The sequence below is a fragment of the Pseudomonas sp. KH_040 genome, assembly GCF_057839305.1.
In genome coordinates this window covers 4,133,228-4,145,986 of the sequence record NZ_CM174487.1, presented here as the reverse complement: position 1 = coordinate 4,145,986, position 12,759 = coordinate 4,133,228, and the positions used below count along the sequence as shown (strand labels likewise).

Annotated in this window: 11 protein-coding genes; 5 read left to right on the top strand and 6 right to left on the bottom strand. The window is 60.6% G+C overall.

Annotated features, from left to right (window positions below; genetic code table 11):
- The first annotated feature begins 2 nt into the window (after nt 1–2).
- Nucleotides 3–1,322: an Nramp family divalent metal transporter gene (locus tag AC3IUF_RS18350; RefSeq protein WP_095113623.1), complete on the top strand. Its 1,320-nt coding sequence runs from the start codon at nt 3–5 to the stop codon at nt 1,320–1,322.
- Between the two features lie 130 nt (nt 1,323–1,452).
- Here AC3IUF_RS18350 and AC3IUF_RS18345 read toward each other — a convergent pair whose 3' ends face one another.
- Complete coding sequence (locus AC3IUF_RS18345; protein ID WP_489278906.1) at nt 1,453–2,556, bottom strand: cytochrome P450; 1,104 nt, start codon at nt 2,554–2,556, stop codon at nt 1,453–1,455.
- A gap of 79 nt (nt 2,557–2,635) precedes the next feature.
- Here AC3IUF_RS18345 and AC3IUF_RS18340 point away from each other — a divergent pair, with 79 nt between their 5' ends.
- From AC3IUF_RS18340 to AC3IUF_RS18330, 3 genes are all read left to right on the top strand, one after another.
- A complete protein-coding gene (locus tag AC3IUF_RS18340; RefSeq protein WP_095113621.1) occupies nt 2,636–3,388 on the top strand; it encodes an ArsR/SmtB family transcription factor in 753 nt (250 codons plus the stop codon).
- 156 nt (nt 3,389–3,544) lie between these two features.
- Nucleotides 3,545–4,765 carry a putative DNA modification/repair radical SAM protein gene (locus AC3IUF_RS18335; RefSeq protein WP_007915071.1) on the top strand — a complete coding sequence of 407 codons (1,221 nt, stop codon included), beginning with the start codon at nt 3,545–3,547 and terminating at the stop codon, nt 4,763–4,765.
- Nucleotides 4,762–5,586 carry a TIGR03915 family putative DNA repair protein gene (locus AC3IUF_RS18330; RefSeq protein WP_007915072.1) on the top strand — a complete coding sequence of 275 codons (825 nt, stop codon included), beginning with the start codon at nt 4,762–4,764 and terminating at the stop codon, nt 5,584–5,586. The genes AC3IUF_RS18335 and AC3IUF_RS18330 overlap by 4 nt, the downstream gene beginning before the upstream one ends.
- Nucleotides 5,587–5,869: 283 nt before the next feature.
- Here AC3IUF_RS18330 and AC3IUF_RS18325 read toward each other — a convergent pair whose 3' ends face one another.
- The 5 genes from AC3IUF_RS18325 to AC3IUF_RS18305 form a co-directional block, all read right to left on the bottom strand.
- Nucleotides 5,870–6,889, bottom strand: a complete 1,020-nt coding sequence (locus AC3IUF_RS18325) for a branched-chain amino acid aminotransferase (protein ID WP_007915073.1) — start codon at nt 6,887–6,889, stop codon at nt 5,870–5,872.
- Nucleotides 6,890–7,134: 245 nt separating this feature from the next.
- Complete coding sequence (gene lpdA / locus AC3IUF_RS18320) at nt 7,135–8,508, bottom strand: dihydrolipoyl dehydrogenase (protein WP_463543334.1); 1,374 nt, start codon at nt 8,506–8,508, stop codon at nt 7,135–7,137.
- 7 nt (nt 8,509–8,515) lie between these two features.
- Nucleotides 8,516–9,787: a dihydrolipoamide acetyltransferase family protein gene (locus AC3IUF_RS18315; protein WP_489278905.1), complete on the bottom strand. Its 1,272-nt coding sequence runs from the start codon at nt 9,785–9,787 to the stop codon at nt 8,516–8,518.
- Nucleotides 9,788–10,846 carry an alpha-ketoacid dehydrogenase subunit beta gene (locus AC3IUF_RS18310; RefSeq protein ID WP_003224000.1) on the bottom strand — a complete coding sequence of 353 codons (1,059 nt, stop codon included), beginning with the start codon at nt 10,844–10,846 and terminating at the stop codon, nt 9,788–9,790.
- A gap of 1 nt (nt 10,847) precedes the next feature.
- Nucleotides 10,848–12,083, bottom strand: coding sequence for a 3-methyl-2-oxobutanoate dehydrogenase (2-methylpropanoyl-transferring) subunit alpha (locus tag AC3IUF_RS18305; protein ID WP_489278903.1), 1,236 nt, complete (start codon nt 12,081–12,083; stop codon nt 10,848–10,850).
- Between the two features lie 185 nt (nt 12,084–12,268).
- Between AC3IUF_RS18305 and bkdR the strand changes: the two genes are divergently transcribed.
- Nucleotides 12,269–12,757: a Bkd operon transcriptional regulator BkdR gene (gene bkdR, locus AC3IUF_RS18300; RefSeq protein ID WP_007915088.1), complete on the top strand. Its 489-nt coding sequence runs from the start codon at nt 12,269–12,271 to the stop codon at nt 12,755–12,757.
- The last annotated feature ends 2 nt before the right edge of the window (nt 12,758–12,759 follow it).

Here is a 12,759-nt window from a genome sequence, read left to right as displayed (position 1 = left end):
GCGTGAAATTCAGCTTGCCCAAAATCGCCACCGCGCCGTTTTGCCCGCCGGAAGTGGCCGGCAGTGTTGCGGTGGATCCCAACGCCTCATTCTTCAAACGCGTGCTGCGTTTCGCCGGCCCCGGGTTGCTGGTGTCGATCGGCTACATGGATCCGGGCAACTGGGCCACCGCCATCGAGGCCGGTTCACGCTTCGGTTACAGCCTGTTGTTTGTGGTATTGCTGGCGAGTCTGGCGGGCATGGTCGTGCAGTGCCTGTGCTCGCGACTGGGCATCGCCACCGGGCGCGATCTGGCGCAGCTGTCCCGCGAGCGCTACAGCACACCGACCGCGCGCCTGCAGTGGGTGTTGGCGGAAATCTCGATCATCGCCACCGATCTGGCCGAAGTGCTCGGCTGCGCATTGGCGTTCCACTTGCTGCTTGGTTGTTCGTTGACCTTCGGCATTGCCCTGACGGCGTTCGACACCTTGCTGGTGCTGGCCCTGCAAAATCGCGGTTTCCGCAGACTGGAAGCGATCATGCTGGTGCTGGTTGCAACCATCGGCGTGTGTTTTTTCGTTGAACTGTTGCTGATCAAACCGTACTGGCCCGACGTCGCCCAGGGTTTCAAACCGTCGCTGGCGGCGATTGGCGAGGCGGCGCCGTTGTACCTGGCGATCGGTATTCTCGGCGCGACGGTGATGCCGCATAACCTTTATCTGCATACCTCGATCGTGCAGACGCGGATGATCGGCAAGGACCTGGCAAGCAAGCAGGATGCGGTGAAACTGGCGCGCATCGACACCATCGGTTCGCTGGCCCTGGCGTTGCTGGTCAATGCGGCGATCCTGATTCTCGCTGCGGCGGCGTTTCATCAGTCCGGGCACACCGACGTGGTGGACATTCAGGACGCCTACCACTTGCTCGATCCGCTGGTCGGCGGTGCGCTGGCCAGTGTGTTGTTCGGCGTGGCGTTGCTCGCGTCGGGGCAGAGTTCGACCTTCACCGGTACCATCGCTGGCCAGGTGATCATGGAGGGTTACCTGAATCTGCGGATTCCGTGCTGGCAGCGCCGCTTGATCACTCGCGGGCTGGCGTTGATTCCAGCGTTTATCGGCGTGTGGCTGATGGGCGATAACGCGATTGGCAAGTTGCTGGTGCTGAGTCAGGTGGTGTTGAGTCTGCAGTTGCCGTTCGCCTTGTATCCATTGATCCGCATGACCAATGATAAAAAGCTGATGGGGCCGTTTGTGAACCGCTGGCCAACCCGGGTGCTGGCCTGGGGGTTGTTTGTGGTCATCAGTGGCGCTAACAGCTGGCTGATTTTGCAGTGGGCGGTTTGAGCCATATTTTGCAGTGACTGGGCCGGCCACTTCGCGAGCAGGCTCCCTCCCACAATTGCTATCGGGTGACCACAATAGTGTGCACATCCGATAACCCTGGGGGAGCGAGCTTGCTCGCGAAGGCGGACTGTCAGGCGCCCACGTCGCTGAACAGCGGAATGCGCCCATTGAGCGAAGGCTTGTAGTGCCAGTTCAGGCGATTCAGATCGGTACCGTTTTCGAGTATTTCCCTCACCGTCGCCCCGGCAATGCTCATCGCCAACGCTTGCCCCGGACACTGATGCCGACCACTGCCAAAACTGAAACTGCGGCGGTTGGCGCGCTGTGGCACAAATTCCTCCGGTCGTTCGTTAAGCGCCGGATCACGATTGGCCGAGGCCAGTAGCACCAGAATCACATCGCCTGCTTCGACCCGCACACCGGCAATCTCACAGGACGCGGCGACAAAGCGCCGGGTGTTCTGTACGGGCGGGTCGAAGCGCTGCACTTCGCTGAGCAGCGCCTCAATGGATTCGCCGCGCAGTGCTGGCTGACGACGTAGCGCCAACAGCGTGTTACCGATCAGGCCGGCGCAGGCTTCGAACGTCTGCGAACAGAGGCCGATCAGGTTGGCGATCAGGGTTTCTTCATCGCCGCTAAAGCGCTGCTGGATCGCGCCGAGAAAATCGCTGGCGGGTTCGGCGAGCAGTTCGATGAAGTAGCCGCGCAGGTGTTCGGCCGCCGCATCTGCTGCGGCCAGTTGCAGGTCGTTGCTCAACGGCGACAGGCAGGCGACGAAGTCCGCCGTCAATTCACTGATCGCCCGCGCTTGCGCAGGGGTGAAACCCAGTAGCGCCGCGACCACGCACACCGGGCCTCGAAACATTGCCTTGTACACACTGTCGGCGTCCGCTGTGATCAGCCGCGTGGCAACCAGTCTGTCGACGGCCTCAAGGTCGAGCGCGGCCAACTCAGGCTCAATCGAAGAACGCGGGCAGCGCTGGCGCTCACCGTCATTCATGCGCATCAATTGGCCGAAGACCTTGCCAGCCATGCCTTTTGCAATCGCTTTGGGTACGGGTTCTTGCGCCGGCCGCACCCGACAATCGGCGTGGGCCAACACCGCAGACACCGCGCGGGCGCTGCTGGCGACCCACAGTTTCAACTCCGGATGAAACGTCAGCCCACCTGCTGCGCGCAGTTCGGCGTAGTAGGGATAAGGATCGACATGCGTTGCGGCGCTGATCGGGTTCATGGTTTGCATCCTTGTCGGCGGGGAAAGTGTTGCTACTATCTCCACTGCGCAACGACGACGATTCGTCCGGGAGCGAACTATGCACGCAGAACATCAAGACATCGGCGTATCGCAGGTGGCCGCCGCCATCGCTGAGCCGGCGCGGACAAAAATCCTCTGCTCACTGATGGACGGCCACGCCCGCACCAGCACTGAGTTGGCGACGATCGCCGAAGTCAGCGCCTCGACCGCGAGTGTTCACTTGGCGAAACTCAAGGACCTGGCCCTGCTGCGCCTGCATGTGCAGGGCCGCCATCGCTATTACAGCCTTGCCGATCAGCGCGTGGCGCAGGCGCTGGAAGCGTTGATGGTGATTGGCCAGAACGCCGCGCCGACGTTCAAGCCTCACACCCCGGATCGCCTGCAATTCGCGCGCACCTGCTATGACCATATGGCCGGGACGCTGGCGGTGATGCTGCATGACCGCTTGATCGCAGCCGGTTGGCTGGTGGCAACCGACGAGCAGGCCTATCGCTTGAGTGACAGTGGCGAGGCGTTGTTTCTTGGTTTGGGAATAGACGTGCAGGATTTGACGACGCTGCGCCGCAAATTTGCCTGCCCGTGCCTGGACTGGAGCATGCGCCGGCCGCATCTCGGTGGCTCGCTAGGCGCGGCGTTGTTGCAGACCGCGTTGAAGCGCAACTGGGTGACCCAGGATCTGGACAGTCGGGCGCTGGCGTTGACGGCGCTGGGGCGCAAGGAGATCAGCGCGCGGTTTGGTGTTGAGTTGCCGATTGAAAACCACAAGATCAAAGGATCGCAGCCTTCGGCAGCTCCTACATGGATTGGGTAGGGCTAAGATTTATTGGGTGTACGCGACTCCTTTAGGAGCTGCCGAAGGCTGCGATCTTTTGATTTTCAGCTTCTGACCGACGAGGGGCGCATCTGCCACCTTGTATCACCGCAGACGACCCTATACTGTATATGCAAACAGTATAGAGCCCGCGCCATGCAAATCATCGACAAGCTGAGCATCCTCGCCGACGCCGCCAAGTACGACGCCTCCTGCGCGAGCAGCGGCGCGCCCAAGCGCAGCTCCGAGGGCAAGAGCGGGCTGGGTTCGACCGATGGCATGGGCATCTGTCACAGCTACACGCCGGACGGGCGCTGCGTGTCGTTGTTGAAGATTCTGCTGACCAATTTCTGCCTTTACGATTGCCAGTACTGCGTCAACCGCCGCTCCAGTGATGTCCCGCGCGCACGCTTCACCCCCGAAGAAGTCGTCGCGCTGACCATGGATTTCTACCGGCGCAACTGCGTCAGCGGGCTGTTCCTCAGTTCCGGCATCATTCGCTCGGCAGACTACACGATGGAGCAACTGGTGCGGGTGGCGAAGCTGCTGCGCGAAGAGCATGAGTTTCGCGGGTACATCCATCTCAAGACCATTCCCGAAGCCGATCCTGCATTGATTGAGGAGGCGGGGCGCTACGCCGATCGCCTGAGCGTCAACATCGAACTGCCGACCGATGCCAGCCTGCAAGTGCTGGCGCCGGAGAAGGACATCAAGTCGATCAAGCAGGCGATGAACACCATCTACACCGGCGTGCAGACCGTGTTGAACGAACCGCGCTCGGCGAAATTCGCTCCAGCCGGGCAGAGCACGCAATTGATTGTCGGCGCCGACGACACTGATGACAGCACCATCCTCCACAGCGCCCAGGCCTTGTACGGCAACTTCCGTCTGCGCCGGGTCTACTATTCGGCCTTCAGCCCGATTCCCGACAGCCCGAAAAGCGTGCCGCTGGCCGCGCCGCCGCTGATGCGCGAGCACCGTTTGTATCAAGCCGATTTTCTCCTGCGCAGTTACGGCTACAGCGCTGATGAATTGCTCAAGGGACCGGGCAATCTGGCGTTGGACATCGACCCGAAACTGGCTTGGGCGTTGCAGAATCGCGAGGTGTTCCCGCTGGATCTGAACCGTGCCGAAGCCTCCTTGATCGCGCGTATTCCCGGTATCGGCTTGCGCACCACCGAACGTCTGGTCGAGCTGCGCCGACAGCGGCGCATTCGCTACGAAGACGTCGCGCGTATGCGCTGCGTGCTGGCCAAGGCCAAGCCGTTCATCATCACCAGCGACTACCACCCGCAGCAGGCCGAGGTCACCAGCCATTTGCTCTATCAGCAATTACGCGACCGGCCGATGCCGCAGCAGATGGGGCTGTGGGGATGATCAATCTTGATTGCGACGATTTGTTCGACACGTGGCGCCAGCAGGCGCGCTGGCTGCTGAGCCATGAAGTCGATCCGAGTCTGGTGAGCTGGGCTTCGCAAGGCGTGGCTGATCTGTTTGCCAGTGATGAGCCGGTGCCTGAAGGGCAGGGGCCGTTTATGGCGAGAATCCCACGTGCGCTGATCGACACCTTGGAACAAGCCTCACGCTATCGCGGCGATCAACGCTGGAGCCTGTTGTATGAAGTGTTGTGGCGCGTCAGCCACGGCGACCGCACGGCGATGATGGCCGGTGACAAACTCGGCAGTGAGTTGCAGCGACGGATCAAACAAGTGAATCGAGAAGCCCATCATCTGCATGCGTTTGTGCGTTTCATCGAACGCCCGTCATCCAGCGCAGGTCCGCAATACGTGGCGTGGCATGAGCCGGCCCACGACATACTGCACAGCGCCAGTGAGCATTTCATCGGGAGGATGGGCCGGCATCGCTGGTTGATCGCCACGCCGCGCGATGGGGTTTATTACGATGGCGAGCAACTGATCCATCAGCGTCAATGCCCGCTGGAATGGCAGCAGTTGGCGCAGAATGTCGATGATCCTCATGGTGATCTGTGGCTGACCTATTACAGCCACATCTTCAATCCGGCGCGGTTGAACGAGAAGGTCATGCAGGGGCATTTGCCGGCGCGGTTCTGGAAGAATTTGCCGGAGGGGGAGTTGATTCCAGGGTTGATTACGCAGGCGCGGATGGGCAAGCAGCAGAATGGGCAGGCGAGCGGGATTGCCAGTCGCGCAGGTAAACGGATTGCCTTGAAGAGCTAAGAGCTTACCCTCACCCCAGCCCACCCGAAACGTCGGACCGCCCGTAGGGAGAGGGGGCCGACCGAGGTGTTCTCGCGTACTACATCGACCTGAACGATCAAGTCGAACTCAGGTTTTGAAAAGCACAAAAATCGCCTCCCTTTCCCCCTCGCCCCCCTGGGGGAGAGGGCTGGGGTGAGGGGGAAAGAATCTCAAGCACGCCACAAATACTGCGCCAAGCGCCATAAAAAAGCCCCCCACCAATCACTCGGTGGAGGGCTTTTCTACATCAACACCTGTCAGATCAAACCTTGACGATCCAACCCGCTGGCGCTTCGATGTCGCCGGTCTGCACGCCAGTCAGCTCTTTGTAGAGCTTCTGGGTCACAGGACCCACTTCGGTCTCGCTATGGAACACATGCAGATGGTCGTTGTAGCTGATACCACCGATCGGCGTGATTACCGCAGCAGTACCGCAAGCGCCGGCTTCCTTGAAGTCCGACAGCTTGTCGATCAGCACGTCGCCTTCAACCACTTCCAGGCCCAGACGGGTCTTGGCCAGTTCGATCAACGACAGGCGGGTGATGCCTGGCAGCACCGACGGCGAGTTCGGGGTGATGAACTTGTTGTCGTGGGTGATCCCGAAGAAGTTGGCCGAGCCGACTTCTTCGATTTTGGTGTGGGTCATCGGATCGAGGTAGATCGCGTCGGCGAAGTTGGCTTTCTTCGCTTTCGAACCCGGCATCAGGCTGGCGGCGTAGTTGCCGCCGACCTTGGCTGCGCCGGTGCCTTGTGGGGCGGCGCGGTCGTAGCTGGAGATCTGGAAGTTGTGCGGGGTCAGGCCGCCCTTGAAGTAAGCACCGACCGGAATGCAGAAAATCGAGAAGATGAACTCGGGTGCGGTGCGCACACCGATGTTGTCACCGACGCCGATCACGAACGGACGCAGGTACAGCGCGCCGCCAGTGCCGTACGGCGGGATAAAGCGCTCGTTGGCGCGAACCACGGCTTTGCACGCTTCGATGAACTGCTCGGTGTCGACCGTCGGCATCAGCAGACGTGCGCAGCTGCGTTGCATGCGCAGGGCGTTCTGGTCCGGGCGGAACAGGTTGATCGAGCCGTCCTTGCAACGATAGGCCTTCATGCCTTCGAAGCACTGCTGGCCATAGTGAAGGGCCGTCGAGCCTTCGCTGATGTGCAGCACGTTATCTTCGGTCAGGGTGCCTTTGTCCCACTCGCCATCGCGAAAGTACGACAGATAGCGCTTGTCGGTCTTGATGTAGTCAAAACCCAGCTTGTCCCAATTGATGCTTTCGTTACCCATGACACCCTCTATCACTGAACAACCGCCGAAACGGTTCAAGGCTTCTGACGTTTTTTGGATGGGCACAACAATACTTCATTCTTGAGCGGTTTCGCAGCCGGAATTCGCTCCACTGATCGTTCCCACGCTTGATCGTTCCTACGCTCTGCGTGGGAATGCTTCATCGGACGCTCCGCGTTCGACTTTTGGGACGCAGAGCGTCCCCGGCTGCATTCCCACGCAGAGCGTGGGAACGATCAACGCAGCTACAGGTGCAACGCATGCCCCAAAGCACGCAACGCCGCTTCCTGCACCGCTTCACCCAGTGTCGGATGCGCATGAATGGTGCCGCCGATGTCTTCCAGCCGCGCGCCCATTTCCAGGCTTTGCGCAAACGCTGTCGACAACTCCGACACGCCAACGCCCACAGCCTGCCAGCCAACAATCACATGATTATCCCGACGAGCGACCACGCGCACGAAGCCGCTTTTCGACTCCAGCGTCATCGCCCGACCATTGGCGGCGAACGGGAAGCTGGAAACAATGCAGTCCAGACCCGCAGCTTTAGCCTCGTCCGGCGTCTTGCCGACCACCACCAGTTCCGGGTCGGTGAAGCACACGGCAGCGATGGCGGTCGGGTTGAATTCACGGGTCTTGCCGCTGATCAACTCGGCAACCATTTCGCCTTGGGCCATGGCGCGGTGGGCCAGCATCGGCTCGCCGCTCAGATCGCCGATGGCGTAAACGTTGCGCATACTGGTCTGGCAGCGGCTGTCGATCTTGATCGCCGAACCGTTCATATCCAGATTCAGCGCTTCGAGGTTCCAGCCCTGGGTATTCGGTTTGCGGCCGACGGCGACCAGCACCTGATCGGTTTCCAGGTTGAGGGTTTCGCCCTCAGGGTCGCGCACCTGCAAGGTGCCATCGAAACCCAGCACGCTGTGTTTCAAATACAACTTAACGCCCAGTTGCTTCAACGCGTCATGCACCGGTTGCGTCAGTTCAGCGTCATATGCCGGCAGGATGCGATCCTGCGCCTCGACCACACTGACCTCGGCGCCAAGCTTGCGATAAGCAATGCCCAGTTCCAGACCGATGTAACCACCGCCAACTACGACGAGGCGTTTCGGCACGGATGTCGGCGCCAGCGCTTCGGTGGAGGAGATGATCGGCCCGCCAATCGGCAGGATCGGCAGATTGACGCTGGTCGAACCGGTGGCCAGCACCAAGTGCTCGCACTGGATGCGCGTGTCGCCGACATCCACGGTTTTACCGTCGATGACTTTGGCCCAGCCATTGATGACCTGAACCTTGTTCTTTTTCAGCAAGGCAGCGACGCCGGTGGTCAGGCGATCAACAATGCCGTCCTTCCACTCGACGCTTTTAGTGATGTCGAGGCTCGGCGCGGCAACGCTGATGCCCAGCGCCGAATGCTGGCTGTGGTGCTGGGTCTGGTGAAACTGCTCAGCCACATGAATCAGCGCTTTCGACGGGATGCAGCCGATGTTCAGGCAGGTGCCGCCCAGCGATCGGCCTTCGACCAGAATCGTTGGAATGCCCAGTTGCCCGGCGCGGATCGCCGTCACATAACCGCCAGGGCCGCCGCCGATGATCAGCAGCGTAGTGTTCAGAGATTGCATGCGCGCCTTACTCCACAAACAAAGTGGCAGGTTGTTCGATCAAGCCACGAATGGCCTGGATGAAGAGGGCCGCGTCCATGCCGTCGACCACGCGGTGATCGAAGGAACTGGAGAGGTTCATCATCTTGCGGATCACCACCTGGCCTTTGACGACCATTGGCCGTTCGACGATTTTGTTGACGCCGACGATCGCCACTTCCGGCAAGTTCAACACTGGCGTGCTGACAATACCGCCCAATGCACCGAGGCTGGTCAGGGTGATGGTCGAGCCGGACAATTCATCGCGGCTGGCCTTGCCATTGCGCGCGGCGTTGGCCAAACGCGAGATTTCCGCGGCGCTGTCCCACAGGCTGCGCGCTTCGGCATGACGCACCACGGGCACCATCAGGCCGACATCGCTTTGCGTGGCGACGCCGACATGCACCGCACCGAGGCGAGTGATGACCTGGGCTTCGTCGTCATAACGCGCGTTCATCTGCGGGAAGTCGCGCAGGGCAACGACCAGCGCGCGGACGAGGAACGGCAGCAAGGTCAACTTGCCACGGCTGGCGCCGTGTTTTTCATTGAGATGCGCGCGCAGTTCTTCAATCGCGGTGACGTCGATTTCTTCGACGTAGCTGAAATGCGCGGCACGCTGGGTAGCATCCTGCATGCGCTGGGCGATCTTGCGGCGCATGCCGATGACTTGAATCTGTTCTTCGTCGTTACGTTGGGCGTAAGCGGCGGCGACTGGCGCTGAAACGTTGGACTGACCTTGTGCCAGATAGGCTTCAAGGTCTTCGTGCAGCACGCGACCGGCCGGGCCAGTGCCGCGTACCAGGCGCAATTGAATCCCCAGATCCAGCGCGTGTTTGCGCACGGCTGGCGAAGCGAGCGGGCGTTCGTCCGCTTCGCGAGCAACCATCGGGCCTTGGCAAACAGCAGCCGGACGCGGGGCGGCTGGAGCAGGTTTACTTTCAACAACGGCTTCAACTTTCGACGCCGCAGGTGCTTCTTTGACCGGCGCGGGTGCGGCGGACTCTTTCAAGTTACCGGCACCTTCAACCTCAATGCTGATCAGCACACTGCCAACCGCCATCACCTCACCCGGCTGACCGCCGAGCGCAATCACTTTCCCGTGCACTGGCGACGGAATATCGACCATCGCCTTATCAGTCATCACATCCGCCAGCACCTGATCTTCAACCACCAGATCGCCAACCTTGACGTGCCACTGCGACAGTTCTACTTCTGCGATGCCTTCGCCGATGTCCGGCATCTTGATAACGTGCGTGCCCATTCAGACCTCCATAACCCGTTTCAGCGCTGCGCCCACTCGGGACGGCCCTGGGAAATACGCCCACTCCTGCGCGTGCGGGTAGGGGGTGTCCCAACCGGTGACGCGTTCGATCGGCGCTTCCAGGTGATGGAAGCAATGCTCTTGCACCAGCGACACCAGTTCGGCGCCGAAACCGCAGGTGCGGGTGGCTTCGTGAACCACCACGCAGCGGCCGGTTTTCTTCACCGATTTGACGATGGTTTCCAGGTCCAGCGGCCACAGGCTGCGCAGGTCGATGACTTCTGCATCCACGCCGGATTCTTCGGCAGCGACTTGCGACACGTAAACGGTGGTGCCGTAAGTCAGCACTGTGACGTCCTTGCCCGGACGGGTAATCGCAGCAACGTCCAGCGGCACGGTGTAGTAGCCGTCCGGAACCTGGGCTTGCGGGTGTTTCGACCACGGCGTTACCGGGCGGTCGTGGTGGCCGTCGAACGGACCGTTGTACAGGCGTTTCGGCTCAAGGAAGATCACCGGGTCATCGTTTTCGATGGAGGCGATCAGCAGGCCTTTGGCGTCATACGGATTGGACGGCATCACCGTGCGCAAGCCGCACACCTGGGTGAACATCGCTTCGATGCTCTGGCTGTGGGTCTGGCCGCCGTAGATGCCGCCGCCGCAAGGCATGCGCAGGGTCATCGGCGCGGTGAACTCGCCGGCCGAGCGATAGCGCAGGCGCGCCGCTTCGGAAATGATCTGGTCGGAAGCGGGGTAGACGTAGTCGGCGAACTGAATTTCGGCGACCGGGCGCAGACCGTAGGCGCCCATGCCGACGGCAACGCCGACGATGCCGCTTTCCGAGATCGGTGCGTCGAACACCCGCGAGGTGCCGTACTTGGTCTGCAGGCCCTCGGTGCAACGGAACACGCCGCCGAAGTAGCCGACGTCCTGACCGAACACCACGACATTGTCGTCACGCTCAAGCATCACATCCATGGCCGAGCGCAGGGCCTGGATCATGGTCATGGTGGTCGTGGTCATGGCGGTTTCCAGCTGAATATTGTTGTTGTGATCGTTCATGTCAGATCCCCAACTGCTGACGCTGGCGCTTCAAGTGCTCCGGCATCTCTTTGTAGACGTCTTCGAACATGGTCGCGGCGCTAGGAATCTGGCCGCCGGCGAGGGTGCCGTACTGTTCGGCCTGTTTCTGCGCGGCAATCACTTCGGCTTCGAGCTCGGCGCTGACGGCAGCGTGCTCTTCGTCAGACCAGTGACCGACCTTGATCAAGTGTTGCTTGAGGCGGGCGATCGGGTCGCCGAGCGGGAAGTGGCTCCAGTCATCGGCCGGGCGGTATTTCGACGGATCGTCGGAGGTCGAGTGCGGACCAGCGCGGTAGGTGACCCATTCGATCATGGTCGGGCCGAGGTTGCGGCGGGCGCGTTCAGCGGCCCAGGCAGAGGCGGCATAAACTGCGTAGAAGTCGTTGCCATCCACGCGCAGCGAAGCGATGCCGCAACCGACGCCGCGTCCGGCGAAGGTGGTGGCTTCACCACCGGCGATGGCCTGGAAGGTCGAAATCGCCCATTGGTTATTCACGACGTTGAGGATCACCGGCGCGCGATAAACGTGGGCGAAGGTAAGGGCGGTGTGGAAGTCTGATTCGGCGGTGGCGCCGTCACCGATCCACGCCGAGGCGATTTTTGTGTCGCCCTTGATCGCCGAGGCCATGCCCCAGCCCACGCCTTGAATGAACTGGGTCGCAAGGTTGCCGGAGATGGTGAAGAAACCGGCTTCCTTGACCGAGTACATGATCGGCAACTGGCGGCCTTTGAGCGGATCGCGCTCGTTGGACAGCAGTTGGCAGATCAGGTCGACCAAAGGCACTTCGCGGGCCATCAGGATGCTTTGCTGGCGATAGGTCGGAAAACACATGTCGTCGATGTTCAAGGCCAGGGCCTGAGCGCTGCCGATGGCTTCTTCGCCAAGGCTTTGCATGTAAAACGACATTTTTTTCTGACGCTGGGCGACCACCATGCGGTTGTCGTAGATGCGCGTCTTGAGCATGGCGCGCATGCCTTTACGCAGAATCTCGACCGGCACGTTTTCGGCCCATGGGCCGAGGGCGTTGCCCTGATCGTCGAGCACGCGAATCAGCCCACGCGCCAGGTCGGCGGTGTCGGCAGGTTCGACGTCGATGGAAGGTTTGCGCACCGTACCGGCATCGGTCAGATGCAGGTAGGAAAAATCGGTTTTGCAGCCTGGACGGCCCGAGGGTTCAGGGACGTGCAGACGCAGCGGTTCATACGCTTGGGTCATGGCTTCTACGCTCGATCTTGTGAATTTCTTGTAGTGAGCTGGCAGTCATTCTTCGGTAGAAGAAATCTTGTCCTACAACAATCATAGGCCCGGGCAAGAAGAATATTTATCTCTGTTTCGTTGCGCTGGAGACGATTTGCAGATAGAAATTCTGCATAAACATAAAAAACAGGTGGTTTTGTCTCATGCGCAAACTGGACCGTACCGACATCGGCATTCTCAACAGCCTTCAGGAGAATGCGCGCATCACCAACGCCGACCTCGCACGCTCGGTAAACCTGTCGCCGACGCCGTGCTTCAATCGCGTCAAGGCGATGGAAGAATTAGGCCTGATTCGCGAGCAGGTCACGCTGCTGGATGCTGATCTGCTGGGGCTGCATGTGAACGTGTTTATTCACGTCAGCCTGGAAAAGCAGGTTGAGGAAGCGCTGCAGCATTTCGAAGAGGCGATCTCCGATCGCCCGGAAGTGATGGAGTGCTACCTGATGGCCGGAGACCCGGATTACCTCATCCGGGTCCTGGTGCCGACGATTCAGTCGCTGGAACGCTTCATGATGGACTTCCTCACCAAGGTTCCCGGTGTGGCGAATATCCGATCGAGCTTTGCGCTCAAACAGGTGCGCTACAAGACTGCATTGCCCTTGCCAGCGAACGGCCTGACGCTAGGTAACTGAAG

Coding starts and splice junctions, on each gene's coding strand:
- AC3IUF_RS18345 (WP_489278906.1), bottom strand. CDS start 2,556: ATGAACCCGATCAGCGCCGCAACGCATGTCGATCCTTATCCCTACTAC.
- AC3IUF_RS18340 (WP_095113621.1), top strand. CDS start 2,636: ATGCACGCAGAACATCAAGACATCGGCGTATCGCAGGTGGCCGCCGCC.
- AC3IUF_RS18335 (WP_007915071.1), top strand. CDS start 3,545: ATGCAAATCATCGACAAGCTGAGCATCCTCGCCGACGCCGCCAAGTAC.
- AC3IUF_RS18330 (WP_007915072.1), top strand. CDS start 4,762: ATGATCAATCTTGATTGCGACGATTTGTTCGACACGTGGCGCCAGCAG.
- AC3IUF_RS18325 (WP_007915073.1), bottom strand. CDS start 6,889: ATGGGTAACGAAAGCATCAATTGGGACAAGCTGGGTTTTGACTACATC.
- lpdA (WP_463543334.1), bottom strand. CDS start 8,508: ATGCAATCTCTGAACACTACGCTGCTGATCATCGGCGGCGGCCCTGGC.
- AC3IUF_RS18315 (WP_489278905.1), bottom strand. CDS start 9,787: ATGGGCACGCACGTTATCAAGATGCCGGACATCGGCGAAGGCATCGCA.
- AC3IUF_RS18310 (WP_003224000.1), bottom strand. CDS start 10,846: ATGAACGATCACAACAACAATATTCAGCTGGAAACCGCCATGACCACG.
- AC3IUF_RS18305 (WP_489278903.1), bottom strand. CDS start 12,083: ATGACCCAAGCGTATGAACCGCTGCGTCTGCACGTCCCTGAACCCTCG.
- bkdR (WP_007915088.1), top strand. CDS start 12,269: ATGCGCAAACTGGACCGTACCGACATCGGCATTCTCAACAGCCTTCAG.